This window comes from Methylobacterium sp. C33D, from assembly GCF_053345825.1.
The window spans coordinates 42,610-59,094 of the sequence record NZ_JBKFAV010000009.1 but is presented as its reverse complement, the minus strand read 5'-3'; the positions used below and the strand labels follow the sequence as shown (position 1 = coordinate 59,094).

Annotated in this window: 17 protein-coding genes; 9 read left to right on the top strand and 8 right to left on the bottom strand. The window is 73.4% G+C overall.

Annotation, left to right across the window (positions count from 1 at the left end):
* The first annotated feature begins 7 nt into the window (after positions 1-7).
* The 4 genes from ACLBXO_RS09045 (at position 8) to ACLBXO_RS09030 (ending at position 3,454) form a co-directional block, all read left to right on the top strand.
* Complete coding sequence (locus ACLBXO_RS09045) at positions 8-928, top strand: tetratricopeptide repeat protein (protein ID WP_447685170.1); 921 nt, start codon at positions 8-10, stop codon at positions 926-928.
* Between the two features lie 20 nt (positions 929-948).
* Complete coding sequence (locus ACLBXO_RS09040) at positions 949-2,199, top strand: hypothetical protein (protein WP_447685231.1); 1,251 nt, start codon at positions 949-951, stop codon at positions 2,197-2,199.
* A gap of 96 nt (positions 2,200-2,295) precedes the next feature.
* On the top strand, positions 2,296-2,766 hold the full coding sequence (locus tag ACLBXO_RS09035) for an EF-hand domain-containing protein (protein ID WP_331316146.1): 471 nt from the start codon (positions 2,296-2,298) through the stop codon (positions 2,764-2,766).
* Positions 2,767-2,944: 178 nt separating this feature from the next.
* A complete protein-coding gene (locus ACLBXO_RS09030) occupies positions 2,945-3,454 on the top strand; it encodes a hypothetical protein (protein WP_020094045.1) in 510 nt (169 codons plus the stop codon).
* A 112-nt stretch (positions 3,455-3,566) separates the two neighbouring features.
* Here the strand turns inward: ACLBXO_RS09030 and ACLBXO_RS09025 are convergent, their stop codons facing one another.
* Complete coding sequence (locus ACLBXO_RS09025) at positions 3,567-4,397, bottom strand: pyruvate, water dikinase regulatory protein (protein WP_012321220.1); 831 nt, start codon at positions 4,395-4,397, stop codon at positions 3,567-3,569.
* Positions 4,398-4,896: 499 nt separating this feature from the next.
* On the opposite strand from ACLBXO_RS09025, the gene ACLBXO_RS09020 reads away from it, so the two are divergent.
* From ACLBXO_RS09020 to ACLBXO_RS09010, 3 genes are read left to right on the top strand one after another with little or no spacing between them, the layout of a single operon-like run.
* A complete protein-coding gene (locus ACLBXO_RS09020; RefSeq protein WP_447685169.1) occupies positions 4,897-6,090 on the top strand; it encodes a uroporphyrinogen decarboxylase in 1,194 nt (397 codons plus the stop codon).
* A 3-nt stretch (positions 6,091-6,093) separates the two neighbouring features.
* Positions 6,094-6,525 (top strand): protoporphyrinogen oxidase HemJ, encoded by a 432-nt coding sequence (gene hemJ / locus ACLBXO_RS09015; RefSeq protein WP_447685168.1) that lies wholly within the window; start codon positions 6,094-6,096, stop codon positions 6,523-6,525.
* Between the two features lie 49 nt (positions 6,526-6,574).
* Positions 6,575-6,949, top strand: coding sequence for a lysozyme inhibitor LprI family protein (locus ACLBXO_RS09010; RefSeq protein WP_447685167.1), 375 nt, complete (start codon positions 6,575-6,577; stop codon positions 6,947-6,949).
* A gap of 34 nt (positions 6,950-6,983) precedes the next feature.
* On the opposite strand, the gene ACLBXO_RS09005 is transcribed toward ACLBXO_RS09010, so the two are convergent.
* From ACLBXO_RS09005 to ACLBXO_RS08975, 7 genes are all read right to left on the bottom strand, one after another.
* Positions 6,984-7,721: an aspartate/glutamate racemase family protein gene (locus ACLBXO_RS09005; RefSeq protein WP_447685166.1), complete on the bottom strand. Its 738-nt coding sequence runs from the start codon at positions 7,719-7,721 to the stop codon at positions 6,984-6,986.
* Between the two features lie 107 nt (positions 7,722-7,828).
* Positions 7,829-8,680, bottom strand: a complete 852-nt coding sequence (locus ACLBXO_RS09000; RefSeq protein WP_447685165.1) for a LysR family transcriptional regulator — start codon at positions 8,678-8,680, stop codon at positions 7,829-7,831.
* 23 nt (positions 8,681-8,703) lie between these two features.
* The gene (gene hisG / locus ACLBXO_RS08995; RefSeq protein ID WP_447685164.1) at positions 8,704-9,696 is read right to left on the bottom strand and encodes an ATP phosphoribosyltransferase; all 993 of its coding nucleotides are present in this window, start codon (positions 9,694-9,696) and stop codon (positions 8,704-8,706) included.
* Complete coding sequence (locus ACLBXO_RS08990; protein WP_447685163.1) at positions 9,693-10,835, bottom strand: ATP phosphoribosyltransferase regulatory subunit; 1,143 nt, start codon at positions 10,833-10,835, stop codon at positions 9,693-9,695. Before ACLBXO_RS08990 ends, hisG begins: the two co-directional genes overlap by 4 nt.
* A 174-nt stretch (positions 10,836-11,009) precedes the next feature.
* A complete protein-coding gene (locus ACLBXO_RS08985; RefSeq protein ID WP_447685162.1) occupies positions 11,010-11,252 on the bottom strand; it encodes a hypothetical protein in 243 nt (80 codons plus the stop codon).
* 92 nt (positions 11,253-11,344) lie between these two features.
* Positions 11,345-12,904, bottom strand: coding sequence for a histidine--tRNA ligase (hisS, locus tag ACLBXO_RS08980; RefSeq protein ID WP_331316144.1), 1,560 nt, complete (start codon positions 12,902-12,904; stop codon positions 11,345-11,347).
* A 316-nt stretch (positions 12,905-13,220) separates the two neighbouring features.
* Positions 13,221-13,724, bottom strand: coding sequence for a DUF3429 domain-containing protein (locus ACLBXO_RS08975; RefSeq protein WP_091978948.1), 504 nt, complete (start codon positions 13,722-13,724; stop codon positions 13,221-13,223).
* Between the two features lie 458 nt (positions 13,725-14,182).
* Between ACLBXO_RS08975 and rho the strand changes: the two genes are divergently transcribed.
* A complete protein-coding gene (gene rho, locus ACLBXO_RS08970) occupies positions 14,183-15,547 on the top strand; it encodes a transcription termination factor Rho (RefSeq protein WP_419539366.1) in 1,365 nt (454 codons plus the stop codon).
* 318 nt (positions 15,548-15,865) lie between these two features.
* Positions 15,866-16,477, top strand: coding sequence for a Maf family protein (locus ACLBXO_RS08965; protein WP_447685161.1), 612 nt, complete (start codon positions 15,866-15,868; stop codon positions 16,475-16,477).
* Positions 16,478-16,485: the final 8 nt, after the last annotated feature.

Genomic DNA, 16,485 nt, shown 5'->3' with positions numbered 1-16,485 from the left:
GCGCCCGATGCGGCTGACCCTCCCCGAGACCGGCCTCGCCGCACCGCTCCGGGCCGGCCTGCCGCCGCGCTGGCGGCGGCGCGCCCGCGTCGCCGGCCTCGCGCTCGCCGGGATCGGCCTCCTCGCGCTGCTCGCGGTCTCGCAGCCCCGCACCGGCTTCGGGCGGCTGCTGATGGGCCTCGGCCTGCCGGGCCTCGCCGCCGACGTGTTCGTCGATCCGGCCTGGCGCGCCGCCGCGCTCTACGAGGCGGGCCGCTACGCGGACGCGGTCGCGCTGTTCCGCGCCGGCGGGCGGCGGGCGAGCTACAATCTCGGCAACGCGCTGGCCAGGGCCGGCGACCTCGACGGGGCGCTCGCGGCCTACGACGAGGCCCTGCGCTTCAACCCCCGCGACGCCGACGCCCAGGCCAACCGCTCGCTGATCGCCCGGATGCGGGCCGAGGTGATCGACCGCGGGCCCGGCGGCGGCATCGCCAACGGCACCGCCCAGTACGGCGCCCGCTACAACAACACCGCCAACCAGGACCAGAACAACGACATCAACGCCGCCTCCAGCGGCGAGGGCCTCGCCGGCAACAAGGAATCGAACGCCAGCGCGTCGCTGCCCGGCAACAGCAAGGTCGCCCGCCGCGGCAAGGCCGAGCAGCAGTCGATCGACGCCGGCAAGGGGCAGGCCCGGGGCTCGGCCGGCGACGCGGCCGGCCGCGGCCGGACCGGCGGCGGCTCCGCCATGGTGGCCGAGGCGCCGGAGCGGGAGGTCCGCCGGGTGACCAAGAGCTTCGAGGCCCACGAGATCCGCCCGGACCGGCTCTGGCTCCAGACCCTGCCGGACGATCCCGGCCGCTATCTCAAGCTGCGCCTGCGCGCCGAGCAGACCCGCCGGGTCGAGGCCGGCACCGCGATGCCCGCCGGGAGCAACCCGTGGTGACTTCTTTCGGGCTGGCCGAGATGCGCGCCCCGGCTCTCGCCCTCATCCTCCTCGCCCCCCTCCCCGCCCGGGCCGAGATCGAGCCGGGCGACCTCACGCTGGCGGTGACCGCGGAGCTCAACGGCAACAGCGCCCCCTTCCCCCGCGAGATGGTGCTGCTGAAGATCCACGGGGTCTACAAGCAGCCGATCCTGCTCGAGGAGGTGGTTCAGCCCTCCCTCGCGAACTTCTCCTGGACGCAGCTCGGCCGCGACCACTGGAGCCGGACCAAGCTCCCCGACGGCCAGAGCGCCATCGCGTTCGACCGGACCGTGGCGGTGTTCCCGCACCATGCCGGGCAGTTCACCATCGAGCCGTTCGTCCACAAGCTCACCGTCAACGATGTCGGCGAGCGGCGGGTGGTCGAGGTCCGCTCGAAGCCGATCCCGTTCCCGGTGGCGCCCTGGACCGCGCCCACCGGCGGCCCCGACGCCAAGGAGCCCTGGTGGCTGCCCGCCAAGGACGTGGCGATCACCGATTCCTGGAGCCCGGACCCCGAGACCATCAAGGTCGGCGAGACCGCCCGCCGGATCGTCACCCTGGAGGCCCAGGGCATGGTCGCCGAGGGCCTGCCGCCCCGGCCGGTCATGCGCACCCGCGGCATCATCACCTTCGCGGGGCCCGTCACCCGCGAGACCCTGCTGACGCCCTCGGGGCCCGTGGCGCGGGCCACCTACCAGTGGGACGTGAAGCCTGGCGTGCCGGAGATCATCCCCCTCGACGCCATCGCGATCCCGTGGTTCGACACCAACACCCGCACGATGCGCGAGACCGAGATCCCGGCCCGCCAGATCGGCGGAGGCCTGCCCGACCGCGAGACCGACCGGGCGCCGCCCGCGATCCCGTCGCCGCTGGTGGTCGCCGCCGCGGCGCTCGCGGCCTTCGGGCTGGGCCTCGCGCTGATCGGCTTCGGCCTCGGGCGGCCGCGCCTGCGCCTCTCCGGCGCGGCGCGGCGCTCCTTACGCGCGGCGGCCCGGGCCGGCGACCCGGCCGGGTTCCGCGCGGCCCTGGACGCGGCCCAGCGGGAAGCCCCCGACCTCGCCCGGACGTGGCGGGCGCGGCCCGACCTCGCGACCGCCTTCGCGGCCCTCGACCGGGCGGTCTTCGGCGCGGCGGGCGCCCCCGTCCCGGATCTGCGGGCCCTGGCCCGGACCCTGTCGCGCGCCGCGCCGGGCGGAGCCGCGGCCGCGGCCCCGGACCGGCTCGCCCCGCTCGACGGCCCGGTCCGCTGAGCGCGGCGCGGCTCCGTATCTCGTGAAGGCGGGCGCGGGAACGCCGGACGGGATCGGGATTTGGGCTGCCGGAACCGACCGGCACCGGAGATCCCCATGCCCGCGACCCCGCACAGATCCACCCGCGCCGCCAAGGGCGCATCGACCCTGCGCATCCCGTCCGTCGCCCTCGCCACCGCCCTCGTGACCCTCCTGGTCCTGCCGGCCGCGCTGCCGTCGGCGGCCCTCGCCCGGTCCTCCGGCACCGAGCGCACGCTGAAGAGGGTCGACACCGACCACGACGGCACGATCGACCTGGCCGAGGCCCAGGCCGCCGCCGGCAAGGTCTTCGACGCCGCCGAGGCCGACAAGGACGGCACCGTCGACGCCAAGGAGCTGAAGGGCCGGCTCAGCAAGAAGGACCTGAAGGCCGCCGACACCGATTCCGACGGCACCCTCGACCGCAAGGAATACCTCGCCCTGGTCGAGCAGCGCTTCAAGGCGGCCGATCCCGACAACGACGGCACCCTCGACGCCGAGGAACTCAAGTCCCCAGCGGGGCGCAGCCTGCTGCAGCTCCTGAAGTAGGCGCGCCTCCCGGGCCCGCGGCCGTTGCACAGTTCATGAGCAAGTACTATTCCTGTGCAACGGCTCACGTTCTGAGCAGGCATCAATATTTTGCACTATCTTGCGTCATCTGAATTGGCCTCGTAGGTTTCGGTTATCCGGTCAGCAAAGCATCGGTAAACCACCAGGGAGGAGCGCGATGGCACGCGCCAACGAGGTCAAGGACAGGTTTCGCGCGCGGCTGCAGGCGGCCGACGAGCGCAGCAACGACTTCCGGCGGAAGCTGCTCGAGGACGGGTCCCGGGCGCTCCAGCCCGTCATGGGCGTGCTGAACCTGATGGCCGAGGTCCTCAACGAGGAGGACAACGTGCACGGCAGCATCACCGGGCTCGAGGCGAAGATCGATCAGGACAACTTCATCAGCCTGTGCGCGCAGCTGCGCGGCACCGAGTCCGAGCAGAAGATCAAGATCAAGTACGGTCCGGAACTCGGCGGCAGCAACTACATCTCGGTCTCGGGCCTGAACCAGCGCTACAACGAGCGCCTCGTGCCGGGGGCGGCGAGCTGCTCCATCGGTCGGACGGTCGGCAGCGACATCCAGCTCGACGAGCACCGGGGCGACGAGCTGGCCGAGGTGGTGCGCGAGGTCGTCGAGGACTTCTACGCGGCCCAGATCGAGCAGCGCAGCCACTTCGCCTCCGCGCGCTGACACCGGCGGCTCCGCGGACCGATCCGCGCGCCGCCGGCATCAGGCGGCCCGCCCCGTCCTCGGGGGGACGGCCGGACCCCGCCGAAGGGCTCGGCCCTTCGGAGGCCCCGCCTCAGTCGGCGATGAATTTCAGCCGGTGGTCGCGGTAGAGGTCGACGATCGCCGCGGCGGTCTCCTCGATGGACCGGCGGGTGACGTCGATCGTCGGCCAGCGGTTCTTGGTGAACAGCCGGCGGGACATCGTGATCTCGTCCGCCACCGCCGAGCGGTCGACGTAGAGGGACGATTCGTCGGCGTTGAGGCTCGACAGCCGGTTCTGCCGGATCTGCACGATCCGCTCCGGCGAGGCGAACAGGCCGACCACGAGGGGCTTGCGGGCCCGCTCGATCGCCGGCGGCAGCGGCATGCCCGGCACCAGCGGCAGGTTGGTGGTCTTGAGGCCGCGGTTGGCGAGGTAGATCGAGGTCGGCGTCTTCGACGTCCGGCTGACGCCGAGCAGGATCACGTCGGCCTCCTCCAGATCGTCCGGCAGGTTGCCGTCGTCGTGGGCCAGCGTGAAGTTCATCGCGTCGATGCGCTTGAAGTACTCGGCGTTCAGCATGTGCTGGGCGCCGGGCCGCGCCGTGGTCTCGGCGCCGAGATACGCGCGCAGCAGGTCGTGGACCGGCCGCAGCACCGACAGGCAGGGCGAGCCGGTCTCCCGGGCGACCTCTTCCAGCCGCTCGCCGAGGTCGCCCCCCACCAGGGTGTAGAGGACGAGGCCCGGCGCCGCCCGGATCTCCGAGATCACCCGGTCGAGCTGCGCGGCCGAGCGCACCAGCGGGTAGACGTGCTCGATCGCCGAGACGCCCTCGTACTGGGCGGCGGCCGCGCGCCCGACATTGATCAGCGTCTCGCCGGTGGAGTCCGAGACGAGGTGGAGGTGGAAGTAGCTGCGGCCCATTCCGATCGCCTCTGCGGTCGACCTCGCAGCCGACTGTGCGGTCGCCTCGCTCGGCGCCCACGTTGTCCACCGCCGGCCGCCGAGGGAGTCGATGAGTGTGGATAGGATGCCCCGCCGGGCCGGTCCAGGGCGATCCCGGTGCGCGCTGTCGACTCCGCCGTTCACAGGCAGATGATCGGGACGCGCCGAATCCGACTCTCTGGACGAATCGGCCGCGAATCCGGCGCCCGCACACGACTCGGCGTTGCCAAGGCGCTGTCGGACCATCCGGTTCTCGCAAGTTGGAGGAAATCCTTTAAAGCCCCGTTAACGGCGCGGCGGCGGGGACCGCCTGTGGACGCTTTTGTGCCCCCGAGATTCGGCCCCCCAAGAGAAAAAACAGACTCCAAGAGTCTCTCTTATCTTTTCGAAGGGGCCTGTGTGGGGATCGGCGCGCCTCGACTCGACAGGACGCCCGCCGACGGGCATGCGGGGTGAGGGATACGGGATGGGAGCGACCATGACGGGGACGGAGCGCGGGCCCGAGCGGGAGACGTCCGGGACGCCGTCCGAGCGCAAGGTGCTGCGCGTCCTCGAGGGCGAGGCGATCGGGCCGCCCCCCGCCTGGATGATGCGCCAGGCCGGCCGCTACCTGCCGGAATACCGGGCGACCCGGGCCGAGGCCGGCTCGTTCCTCGACCTCTGCTACAGCCCGGACTTCGCCGTCGAGGTGACGCTCCAGCCGATCCGGCGCTTCGGCTTCGACGCGGCGATCCTGTTCTCCGACATCCTCGTCGTCCCCCACGCGCTCGGGCAGGACGTGCGCTTCGTGGAGGGCGAGGGGCCCCGCCTCGACCCGCTCGACGGTCGGGACGCGTTCGCGCGCCTGCGCGAGGCCGGCGACCCGGCGATCATGACCCACCTCGCGCCGGTCTTCGAGACGGTGACGCGGCTGCGGGCCGAGCTGCCGGGCGAGACCACGCTCCTCGGTTTCTGCGGCGCCCCCTGGACGGTGGCGAGCTACATGATCGGTGGCCGCGGCACGCCGGACCTCGCCCCCGCGCGGGCGCTGGCCGAGGGCGACACGGCCCTGGTCGACACGCTGATCGACCGCCTCGTCGCGGTGCAGACCGAGTACCTCGTGCGCCAGCTCGAGGCCGGTGCCGACGCCGTGCAGATCTTCGAGTCCCACGCCGGCACCCTGCCGCGCGCCGTGCCCTCCGCCGTTCCGGCCTCGGACGGCACGGTCGAGCCCGTCGGCGACGTCGCCGCGAGCGCCCTGCCGGCCGCGCTTGCGGCGCGTGAACCGGCGGCCGATGCCCTCACCCGCTGGTCGCTGCGGCCGATCGCCCGGATGGTGGCGGGCGTCCGCGCCCGGGTGCCGGGGGCGAAGATCATCGTGTTCGCCCGCGGCTCGGGCCTCGACGGCCATGCCCGGGTGGTGCCGGAGACCGGCGCCGACGCCGTCGGCGTCGACTGGGGCGTGGACCTGAAGGCCCTGCGGCAGACGGTGCCGGCCGCGACGGTGACGCAGGGCAACCTGCATCCCGACACGCTGATCGCGGGCGGCGCGGCCCTCGACGCCGCCGTGGACGCGGTGCTGGCGGCGACCGCCGGCCTGCCGCACATCTTCAACCTCGGCCACGGCATCACGCCGCAGACGCCGGTGGCCCATGTCGAGCGGATGCTCGCGCGGCTGCGCGGCCAGGGCTGAGCCGTGCTGTACGACTGGATCAAGGCCCTCCACGTCATCAGCCTGATCGCCTGGATGGCCGGGATGCTCTACCTGCCCCGGCTGTTCGTCTACCACGCGAGCCTGCCGCCCGGCGCGGAGGCGCAGTCCGCGACCTTCAAGGTGATGGAGCGCCGGCTGCTCAAGGCGATCATGAACCCGGCCATGATCGCCACCTGGGTGTTCGGGCTGGCGCTCGCCTGGATGAGCGGCTTCTACGCGAGCGTCTGGCTGCAGGCGAAGTTCGTGCTGGTGCTGGCGATGTCGGGCATCCATGGCTGGCTCGCCCGGATGGTCAAGGATTTCGCCGCCGACCGGAACACCCGCGGGCACAAGTTCTACCGGGTGCTCAACGAGGTGCCGACGCTGCTGATGATCGGCATCGTCATCCTGGCGATCGTCAAGCCGGGCCTCTGATCCCGCGATGCCGGTCGGAGCCTTTCCGCGGCCGGCCCGTTGGGAGGCCATGTCGAAGCCCCTCATCCGCGCCCTCGCGCCGGCCGTCCTGGCCGTCCTGGCCGTCCTGGCCGCCGGCGCGATCACCGCGTCCCCCGCCCGGGCCGCGAGCTTCCCGTGCGACAGGGCCGAGGCCGCCGACGAGAAGGCGATCTGCGCGCATCTCCCCCTCAACGACCGGGACGTCGAGATGGCGACCCGGTTCGAGATCCTGAAGAGCGTGCTGCCGATGGGCGGCCAGGCCAAGCTGCGCGACGACCAGGAGGCGTGGCTGACGGAGCGTCGGGCCTGCGGCGGCGACGTCGGCTGCCTGACGGCCGCCTACGACGCCCGTCTCAAGGTGCTGCGCGGGGTCCTGGCGGAGTTCGCCAAGCAGGGCCCGTGAGGGTGCCCGCGCGGGTTCCGGCTCTCGCCCGCGGTCAGGCCGCGCGCGGCAGCGCCGCCTGCGCGGCGTATTCCGGCCGGCACGCGGCCACGCAGGCGCGCGCCAGCGCCTCCGTGGCGTCCACCAGCAGGCCCGACGGGTCGCTCCCGGCGAGCGCGAGCGGGATCTCCGTGCAGGCCATCACCACCCGGTCGCAGCCGGCCTCCGCCAGCGCCCGGACCTGCGCCTCCAGGAGCGGCGTCGCCTCGGCCACCCGGTGCGCCTTCACCAGCCGGATCGCCGACGTCACCGCGGCCTGACCCGCCGCATCGGGCGCGCGGCACGCGAGCCCGTGCCGCGCCAGCCGCTCCGGGTACAGCCCGGACCGCAGGGTGCCGTCGGTGGCCAGCAGGCCGATCCGGCCGCCGCTCCCGGTCCGCGCCGGGGTCTCGGCCAGGGTCTCGGCCAGGGTCTCGGCCACCGCGTCGACGATGTGGAGGATCGGCAGGGCGGTCCCGGCCTGCAGCGCCGCGTGCCAGTGATGGGCGGTGTTGCAGGGGATCGCGATCCGGGTGGCGCCGCCGGCCTCGAGCCGCGCCAGGGCGGCGCGGAGCGCCGGCAGCGGGTCCGGGCCGGCACCCAGGATCGCGGCGGCGCGGTCGGGGATGTCGACGGCCGAGCAGACCAGGGTCGGGATGTGGTCCTGGTCGCGCCCCGCGGGCGTCGCCCGCACGAGCTTGGCCAGGAAGTCCACCGTGGCCATCGGGCCCATCCCGCCGAGTATGCCGAGCATCGCCGCCTCCGACCGTCGCGGCCGCCCTGATGGGCCGCGGCGGCGCGGGAATCCAATGCCGTGTCGGCACCGGCCATGCCGATCCGGCACCGGGCGCGCGGCGGCGCCTAGGGTTCGGCCGCCAGGGCGGCGGCCGCGGCCCAGACCGCCCCGACCGCGCCGCCGCGGCCGGCCCTGCGGTAGAGCCGGATCTCCAGCGGCGTGCCCGGCCCGGCCGCCACGAGGCTGCCGTCGGCGAGCTCGCGGGCGACGAGGCTCTCGGGCAGCCACGCGCGGCCGTGGCCCGCGAGGACCATGAACTTCAGGGCCTCCGCCATGGCGTTCTCGTTGACATGGGCGGCTTCCGCCACGTCGCCGGCCAGCGCCGCGACCCGGCCCAGGAACGAGTCCCGGGGATAGCCGAGCCCGGGCCGGTCCGCGGCCGGCCCGGGCCGCTGCACCGGCACGAGGCTGTCCCGGCCGATGACGAGGTGCGGGAAGGCCGCCGGGTCGAGGGGTATCGGCACGAGGGGATGGTGGTAGGTCAGCAGCAGGTCGTAGCCGCCCTCGGCCAGCGCCTGCGTGCAGGCGTGGAAATCATCGGGCAGCAGCCGGCTGCCGAGGGGCCCGGTGCGGGCCTCGACGTCCCGGAACCAGCGCGGGAAGACGGTCAGCGCCAGGGTGTGGAGCGCCGCCACCGACACGGTCCGCGGCGGCGGCCGGATCCGGGCCCGGAGCGCGTCGCGGCTGCCGTGGAGCCGCCGCACGGTCTCCTCGGCGGTCTCCAGGAACAGCCGGCCCTCCGGCGTCAGGGCGGTCGGGTAGGTGCTGCGGTCGACCAGCGCGACCCCGAGCCAGCCCTCGAGCGCCCGGATGCGGCGGCCGAAGGCCGGCTGGGTGACGTGGCGCTCGACCGCCGAGCGCGAGAAGCTGCCGGTGCGCGCGAGGCTCAGGAAGTCCTCGAGCCATTTCAGCTCCATCTCGGCTCCATCGCGCGGCGGTCTCAGAGCCGCGCCAGGAGCCGCTCCGCCAGCGGGTTCTCGGCCGCGAAGGCGTAGTCGACCCGCCGCACCGTGACGGCCCGCGCGCCGGCCTCGACCAGGGCGCCGGCGAGGTCGAACACCGCGGCCTCCCGGCAGCGCAGGACGATCTCGCCGTCGGCTCCCCGCGGCGCGCCGTAGGGCAATTCGGCCTCGTGCAGGCCCGCCAGGGTGGCGAGGTCGATCGTGCCGCTCTCCGGCAGGGCGGCGCGCACCTCCCGGGTGGTCCGGGCGCGCTCCTCGGCGGCGATGCGGCCCAGCACCGTGCGGAGCGCGGCCCGCTGGCCCGCGCCCCAGGGCGCCTTCAGCGAGGCGACGAGGTTCGCCTCCGAGCGCAGGATGATGCCGTCGTCCAGCACCTTCAGGGCGTTGGCCGAGAGCGTCGCCCCCGTTGTGGTGATGTCGACCACGATCTCGGCCGAGCCCGCCGCCGGCGCCCCCTCGGTGGCGCCCAGGCTCTCGACGATCCGGTAGTCGGCGACGCCCTTCTCGGCGAAGAACCGGCGGGTCAGGTTCACGTACTTGGTGGCGACCCGCAGGCGCCGGCCGTGGCGGGTCCGCATGCCGGCCGCGACCTCGTCGAGGTCGGACATGTCGCGCACGTCGATCCAGGCCTGGGGTACGGCCACCACCACGGTGGCGTTGCCGAAGCCGAGCGGGGTCAGCAGCTCGACCTGGCCGCGCACGTCCGGCAGGGTCTCGCGGATCAGGTCCTCGCCGGTGACGCCGAGATGGGCGGCGCCCGAGGCGAGCTGCGCGGCGATCTCGGAGGCCGAGAGGTAGCGCACCTCGACGTCGGGCACGCCCAGGAGCTTGCCCCGGTAGTCGCGGGCGCCCGCTCCTTGAGCGAGCTTCAGCCCGGCCCGGCCGAAGAACGCGCTGGCATTCTCCTGCAGGCGGCCCTTGGACGGGACGGCGAGGATCAGCGGCATGGGGGTCGCGTCCGGAGCACTCATCGGCCGGCTCCCGCCACGCGCTCGATCCAGAAGGTGCAGCCCACCGCGGGCAGCGGCGCCGGGCTGCCGAGATGGCCGAGCAGGCCGTCGTAGCGGCCGCCGCCCACCAGGGTCGGGCCGTCCCGCTCGGTCACCTCGAAGATGAAGCCGGTGTAGTAGTCGAGGTTGCGGGCGAAGCCGCCCTGGAAGCGGAAGCGCTCGATCGGCAGGCCGCGGGCCGCGATGAAGCCGGTGCGCTCCTCGAACAGGTCGAGGGCGGCCGCGAGGGCGTCGTGCCGGATGCCCGCGTCGGCGACGAGCGCCCGCAGGTCGCGGGCGGCGGCGTCCGGATGGCCGGCGATCGCCCGGTAGCGGTCGAGGAGCGCGCGGTTCTCGGCGTTGAGCCCGGCCCCGCCATGGGCCTGCGCGGCGGCCTTGGCGAGGAAGCGCTCGGCGATCTCCCCGGCGCTGCGGCCGCCCACCGCGGAGATCCCGGCGATCGCCAGCACGTCCTCCACGAAGGCGCGCACGCCGCGCGGGTCCTGGCCCTGGATCGCCGCCAGCAGGCCGGCATGGGGATCCTCGGGGCGCGTGCCCTCGGCGCCGTTGGTCACGGCGTCGAGCGAGCGCCCGGCTGCCAGCGCCCGGAGCGTCCGGCGCTTGGCGGCGGGCGGGACCGCGAGCCCGTCGAGGAGCGCCACGGTCAGGCCCATGTCGCCGAGGCGCACCGCCGGGTCGGTCCGGCCGAACAGCGCGAGGCCCTCCAGGGCGAGGCCCAGCACCTCGGCGTCGGCCGCCGGCGTGTCGGTGCGCCCGATCGACTCGATGCCGGCCTGGAAGAACTCGTCGGGCTCGTCGGCGGCGAGCCGGAAGACCGGGCCGCAATAGCTGTAATCGGCCGCCCGCCCGTCGGCCTCCGCCCGGTGCAGGCGGCAGACCGGGATGGTGAATTCCGGCCGCAGGCACAGCTCGGCGCCGCCCGCGTCCTGGGTGACGAAGATCCGCCGGCGGATGTCCTCGCCCGACAGTTCGAGGAACGGCTCCAGCGGCTGCAGCACCGGCGGCGTCACCGGCCGGTAGCCCGCCGCCGCCAGATGCGCGGAGAGCCGCGCGCGCGCCGCGTCCCCCGCCCCCGTCTCGCCCGCCTCCGGTCGTGTCATCGCGATCCACCTCGCGGGGCAATCCACCTCGCGGGCGCTCTGTAGCAACCGCGACCGGACTTGGCGACACGCACCCGGGAAGCGTGGGGCCGGCGCACCGCGCAGGACTGCGCAGACCCCGCGCCGCGGCCGGATTCCGCTCCGGCGCCGGTGACCGGACCGGCTCAGAGCGGCTCAGAGCGGCCGGAGGCTGCCGAGGCGCGCGCCGCGCGGGCGCCGGGCCGGCTTGCGGCGGGCGAGCGCGGTCAGGGCGGGCGCCCCCGCGATCCCGGCGCTCAGGATCGGCGCGCTGCCGGTCCCGGGCGTGGCCTGCGCGACGGCGCTGGGCAGCCGGCCGAGGACCGGCCGGGCGGCCCAGACGGGTCCCGCGCCGGCGCAGATCAGGCCGACGGACAGGACGAGGATCTTCGCGCGCATCCCGACATCTCCGCGGCACCGACCGACGACAACGCCGCCGGAGCCTCTGCGTTCGACGTGCGGTTCGACTTACGGTTCGATGCGCGAGTGTCTCAGATCTCCGTTGACGGAAAATGCCGGGCCAGCACGGCGCGGACCTGCGCCACCAGGTCGGCCTCGGGACACGAGACCTGCGCGGGTCGCGCGGCCTTCCACTCGGCGTTGCTGGCGATGGACTCGGCCGCCCGGGCACCCTCGATCAGGTCCTTGATCTGGACCTCGCCGGCCAGGCGCTCGTTCGAGCCCTGGATGACGGCCACCGGGGCGCGGCGCCGGTCGGCGTACTTCATCTGCGCCTTCATGCCGGCGGCGCCGAGGTAGAGCTCGGCGCGGATGCCGTCGGCGCGCAGGAGCGCGACGAGCCGCTGGTAGTCGGCCATGTTCTCCCGGTCGAGGACCAGCACCACCACCGGCCCGGGCGCCTCGGCGCCGGCGATCAGGGGGCTGTTCACGAGCTGCAGGGCCGAGAACAGCCGCGAGACACCGATCGAGAAGCCGGTCGCCGGGACCGGCTCGGCCCGGAACCGCCCGACGAGGCCGTCGTAGCGCCCGCCGCCCGCCACCGAGCCGAAGCGCACGGTCTGGCCGTCCTCGTTGGTGACCGGGAAAGTCAGCTCGGCCTCGTAGACCGGGCCGGTATAGTACTCGAGGCCGCGCACCACGCTCGGATCGGCCCGGATCACGTCGTGCCCGTAGCCGGCGGCGGCGCAGAGGCGCATGATCGCGTGCAGCTCGGCGATGCCCTCCCGGCCGGTCTCGGAGTCGCCGACCGCCTCGTGCCAGCCGGCGAAGAACTTCTCCCAGAACGCCACCTTGTCGGCGCCGTCGCCGGCATCGGCCTGGAACGACACGTAGGCGAGGATCCGGCCGATCGCCGTCGCGTCGAGGCCCGCGCCCTTGGTGAAGTCGCCGCTCTCGTCCTTGCGGCCGCCGCCGAGGAGGTCGCGCACCCCGTCGACGCCCAGCCGGTCGAGCTTGTCGATCGCCCGCAGCACGGTGAGGCGCTGGCCGGCCTTGTCGGGACCGGCGAGCCCGATCGCCTCCATGACGCCGTCGAGCACCTTCCGGTTGTTGACCTTGACCACGTACCGGCCGCCGAGCCCGAGGCGGTTCAGCGTGTCGGCCATCAGCATGCAGGTCTCGGCATCGGCCGCGACGCTGCCGGCCCCGACGATGTCGGCGTCGAACTGCATGAACTGGCGGAAGCGGCCCGGTCCCGGCTTCTCGTTGCGGAACACGTAGCCGGCCCGGTAGCTCCGGTAGGGCTTGGGCAGCCCGTCGTAGTTCTCGGCCACGAACCGGGCCAGCGGCGCCGTCAGGTCGTAGCGGAGCGACAGCCACGCCTCGTCGTCGTCCTGGAACGAGAACACGCCGGCGTTCGGACGGTCGAGGTCGGGCAGGAACTTGCCCAGGGCCTCGGTATACTCGACGAACGGCGTCTCCAGGGCCTCGAACCCGTAGAGTTCGAAGCTCTTGCGGATCGTCTCCAGCATCCGGCCCTGCGCGGCGATCTCGCCGGCGCGCCGGTCGACGAAGCCGCGCGGCAGGCGGGGCTTCAGGGTCTCGGCCTTCTCGGCCTTCGGGGTGACGGGCGGTGTGTCGGGCTTGGACATGGGTGCATTCGCTTCTCGCGGACCCGAGTCCTGGGTCCCGCATCGAATCTTCGATCGTCTCCGGCGGGCGGAGATCCTGCGGCCGGGCTCTAGAGCATGCCGGGCGAAAGGGGAATTCGGTTCGCGGGCGCTCTGGCCGCCCGACCATCCGGCGTTGTCGTCCTCGCGAGCGGAGCGAAGCAGTCCAGGCAGCGCCGCGCTTGTCGAGGTCGCGCCGCCCTGGGTCACGTCGCTGCGCTCGCGATGACGGAGAGGGCGCATCGACCGGAGCGGAACCCGGTCCGGCACGGGGCGCGGTTCACCCAGACCAGAGACCTCAGTACGGCGCGGTCAGCTTCAGCCAGAGCAGGGCCGCGAGACTCACCACGGCGATCGGCATCTGCAGCGGGCGCAGGCGGGCATGCGACAGTGGCACCTCGCCGGCGCGCGCGGCGATCGGGTCGAGGATCCCGATCGCCGCGTAGCCGAGGATCAGCATCGCGAGCGCCGGCACCGCCTTGCCCATCACCGCCGCGAACAGGCTGCCCAGCCCGAGGCCGTAGAGGACCAGCATGGTGACGATCTGCGACACCTGCGGTCCGCCCTCGGTCCGGAAGCTGACGCCACGGCGCACGCCGGCCAGGAACAGCAGGATCGAGGCGGCGTAGAGCAGGGTGAACAGCGCCACGAGGTAGTCGAGGGGCTTGCCGTTCAGCCACCACGCCACGGCGGCGCCGACGGCGATCGGCAGCATCGGGCCGAAGCCGAAGACGATCTCGAGCCAGGGAATCCGGCGCGGCTCGTGCGTGGTGAGGGTGCGTCCGGTGGCGTCGTCGCGCATGGCGGTCCGGGGGAACTCTCGATTCGACGGTCTGCTGCGCTGCAGCACCGGGACAGGGAACGGCCGCGCACCGGCCCGGTTCCGAAACACGGCCCCGCGCCTGGCGCGACGCTGACTGTGTAGCGCCGGCGCGGCGCTGCGGCGAGGCCCGCGGACCCCCCGCCGGTCGCCCCACCGGTCCTCCGGGCCGCCCCCGGGCCGCCCCCGGGCCGCTGACGCCTCCGTCGACCAGCCCGGGCCCTTGAGTGCGGGCGAAAAAGGCGTTATCTGTGTCGGGCCCTCATCACAAGGTCTGCGCCGCAGCGCGCCCGTGAGCCGCGAGGGTCCTGCCTCATCGGTTTCGCCAACCTGACCCCGGGCCCCTCGCCGCAGCGCGGCCCGCTCTCCGGCGCCCGTCCCCCGGGCACCTGGCACTGAACCGGCCCTCCCACCACCTCCGTCGGTCGCAAGATACCCCCATGACGCCAAATCCCGACGCCCTCGCCGACGACATCGAGACCGCGGAGCCGGCCGATGTGTCCGCCGATCGCCCCACCATGCCGGCCGCCCTCGAGGGCGTTCGCGAGGTCAAGCTCCAGGACCTCAAGTCGAAGACGCCGACCGACCTGACGGCCTTCGCCGAGGAGGTCGAGGTCGAGAACGCCTCGACCATGCGCAAGCAGGAGCTGATGTTCGCCATCCTGAAGCAGCTCGCTGCCAAGGAGGTCGAGATCATCGGCTCGGGCACCGTCGAGGTGCTGCAGGACGGCTTCGGCTTCCTGCGCTCCTCCGACTCGAACTACCTGCCCGGCCCGGACGACATCTACATCTCGCCGACCCAGATCCGCCGCTTCGGCCTGCGGACCGGCGACACCGTCGAGGGCCCGATCCGCGGCCCCAAGGACGGCGAGCGCTACTTCGCGCTCCTGAAGGTCAACACGATCAACTTCGAGAACCCGGAGAAGATCAAGCACAAGGTCCATTTCGACAACCTGACGCCGCTCTTCCCGACGAAGCGGTTCAAGCTCGAGCTGGACAACCCGACCAAAAAGGATTTCTCGCCGCGGATCATCGACATCGTGGCGCCGATCGGCAAGGGCCAGCGCGCCCTGATCGTGGCGCCGCCGCGCACGGGTAAGACCGTGCTGATGCAGAACATCGCGCAGTCGATCACCCTGAACCATCCCGAGTGCTACCTGATCGTGCTGCTCATCGACGAGCGGCCCGAGGAGGTCACCGACATGCAGCGCTCGGTGAAGGGCGAGGTCATCGCCTCGACCTTCGACGAGCCGGCCACCCGCCACGTGCAGGTCGCCGAGATGGTGATCGAGAAGGCCAAGCGCCTCGTGGAGCACGGGCGCGACGTGGTGATCCTCTTGGATTCGATCACCCGCCTCGGCCGCGCCTACAACACCGTGGTGCCGTCCTCCGGCAAGGTGCTGACTGGCGGTGTCGACGCCAACGCCCTGCAGCGGCCCAAGCGTTTCTTCGGCGCCGCCCGCAACATCGAGGAGGGCGGCTCGCTCTCGATCATCGCCACCGCGCTGATCGACACCGGCTCGCGCATGGACGAGGTGATCTTCGAGGAGTTCAAGGGCACCGGCAATTCCGAGATCATCCTGGACCGCAAGGTCTCCGACAAGCGCATCTTCCCGGCGATCGACATCACCCGCTCGGGCACCCGCAAGGAGGAGCTGCTGGTCCCGCCGGATTCGCTCAAGAAGACCTACGTGCTGCGCCGCATCCTCAACCCGATGGGCGTCACCGACGCGATCGAGTTCCTGCTCGACAAGCTGCGCCAGACCAAGAGCAACGGCGACTTCTTCGACTCGATGAACACCTGAGGTCGCCGCCGGTCGCGGGCATCACCGCCCGCGTGGCGAGCGGCGCGGAGCGATCCGGGGCGCGCTCTGCCCCGGGTCACGTCGCTGCGCGCGCGGGTGCGCCCGCCGCGACGCCTGTCCCGCGGCGGCACGAAACGCGATTCCGGCCCGATCGGGCCGTTGACCGTCCCCTAACCGGCCTCTGCCAAGGTCACCTTCGGGCGCCAGGTAGCGTATCGGCGCCGCGACAGCCCCGCCGGCCGGTCCATCCCGGCGGCGGGGCTCGTCGCAGCCCGGCTCCCCGCTTGCACCGATCCCCGGATCCGTGACACTGGCGCGATGCCCCGCTCGCCCTGGACCGGTCCGGATCCGCTCCTCCTCGCCTCGACCAGCCCGACGCGGCGCCTCCTCCTGGAGAGCGCCGCCCTGCCGGTCGAGACCGCCGCCCCGGACGTCGACGAGCGCGCCCTGGAGGGGGCGAGCGCCGGCCTGTCCCCGCCCGATCTCGCCCTGCACCTCGCCCGGGCCAAGGCCGAGTCGGTGGCGGCGCGCCATCCCGGGCGGGTGGTCCTCGGCGCCGATCAGGTGCTCGACCTCGGCGGCACCGTGTTCCACAAGCCGACCGACGGCGCTTCGGCCCGGGCGCAGCTCGCCCGACTCGCCGGCCGCACCCACGCCCTGCACGCCGCCGTGGTCCTGGCCGGGGCGGTCGAGGACGCCTTCGTGGAGACCGCCCGGCTGACCCTGCGCCCCCTCGATGACCGGGCGATCGCGGCCTATGTGGACTGCGCCGGCGCGGAGCGCGTGCGGGCGAGCGTCGGCGGCTACCAGCTCGAAGGGCCGGGGATTCACCTGTTCGAATCGGTCGCGGGCGATCACAGCACCGTGCTGGGCCTGCCGCTTCTCCCGCTCCTCGCGCGGCTGCGCGCCGCCGGGCTTCTGGCTTTCTGAGGGAGTAC

Excerpts from the sequence above, each read along its gene's own strand:
- rho (WP_419539366.1), top strand. The coding sequence starts at position 14,183 with ATGACGCCAAATCCCGACGCCCTCGCCGACGACATCGAGACCGCGGAG.
- ACLBXO_RS09045 (WP_447685170.1), top strand. The coding sequence starts at position 8 with ATGCGGCTGACCCTCCCCGAGACCGGCCTCGCCGCACCGCTCCGGGCC.
- ACLBXO_RS09000 (WP_447685165.1), bottom strand. The coding sequence starts at position 8,680 with ATGGAGCTGAAATGGCTCGAGGACTTCCTGAGCCTCGCGCGCACCGGC.
- ACLBXO_RS08975 (WP_091978948.1), bottom strand. The coding sequence starts at position 13,724 with ATGCGCGACGACGCCACCGGACGCACCCTCACCACGCACGAGCCGCGC.
- ACLBXO_RS09005 (WP_447685166.1), bottom strand. The coding sequence starts at position 7,721 with ATGCTCGGCATACTCGGCGGGATGGGCCCGATGGCCACGGTGGACTTC.
- ACLBXO_RS09025 (WP_012321220.1), bottom strand. The coding sequence starts at position 4,397 with ATGGGCCGCAGCTACTTCCACCTCCACCTCGTCTCGGACTCCACCGGC.
- ACLBXO_RS09010 (WP_447685167.1), top strand. The coding sequence starts at position 6,575 with ATGTCGAAGCCCCTCATCCGCGCCCTCGCGCCGGCCGTCCTGGCCGTC.
- ACLBXO_RS08965 (WP_447685161.1), top strand. The coding sequence starts at position 15,866 with ATGCCCCGCTCGCCCTGGACCGGTCCGGATCCGCTCCTCCTCGCCTCG.
- ACLBXO_RS09035 (WP_331316146.1), top strand. The coding sequence starts at position 2,296 with ATGCCCGCGACCCCGCACAGATCCACCCGCGCCGCCAAGGGCGCATCG.
- ACLBXO_RS09030 (WP_020094045.1), top strand. The coding sequence starts at position 2,945 with ATGGCACGCGCCAACGAGGTCAAGGACAGGTTTCGCGCGCGGCTGCAG.
- hisS (WP_331316144.1), bottom strand. The coding sequence starts at position 12,904 with ATGTCCAAGCCCGACACACCGCCCGTCACCCCGAAGGCCGAGAAGGCC.
- ACLBXO_RS09020 (WP_447685169.1), top strand. The coding sequence starts at position 4,897 with ATGACGGGGACGGAGCGCGGGCCCGAGCGGGAGACGTCCGGGACGCCG.
- hisG (WP_447685164.1), bottom strand. The coding sequence starts at position 9,696 with ATGAGTGCTCCGGACGCGACCCCCATGCCGCTGATCCTCGCCGTCCCG.
- ACLBXO_RS08985 (WP_447685162.1), bottom strand. The coding sequence starts at position 11,252 with ATGCGCGCGAAGATCCTCGTCCTGTCCGTCGGCCTGATCTGCGCCGGC.
- ACLBXO_RS09040 (WP_447685231.1), top strand. The coding sequence starts at position 949 with ATGCGCGCCCCGGCTCTCGCCCTCATCCTCCTCGCCCCCCTCCCCGCC.
- ACLBXO_RS08990 (WP_447685163.1), bottom strand. The coding sequence starts at position 10,835 with ATGACACGACCGGAGGCGGGCGAGACGGGGGCGGGGGACGCGGCGCGC.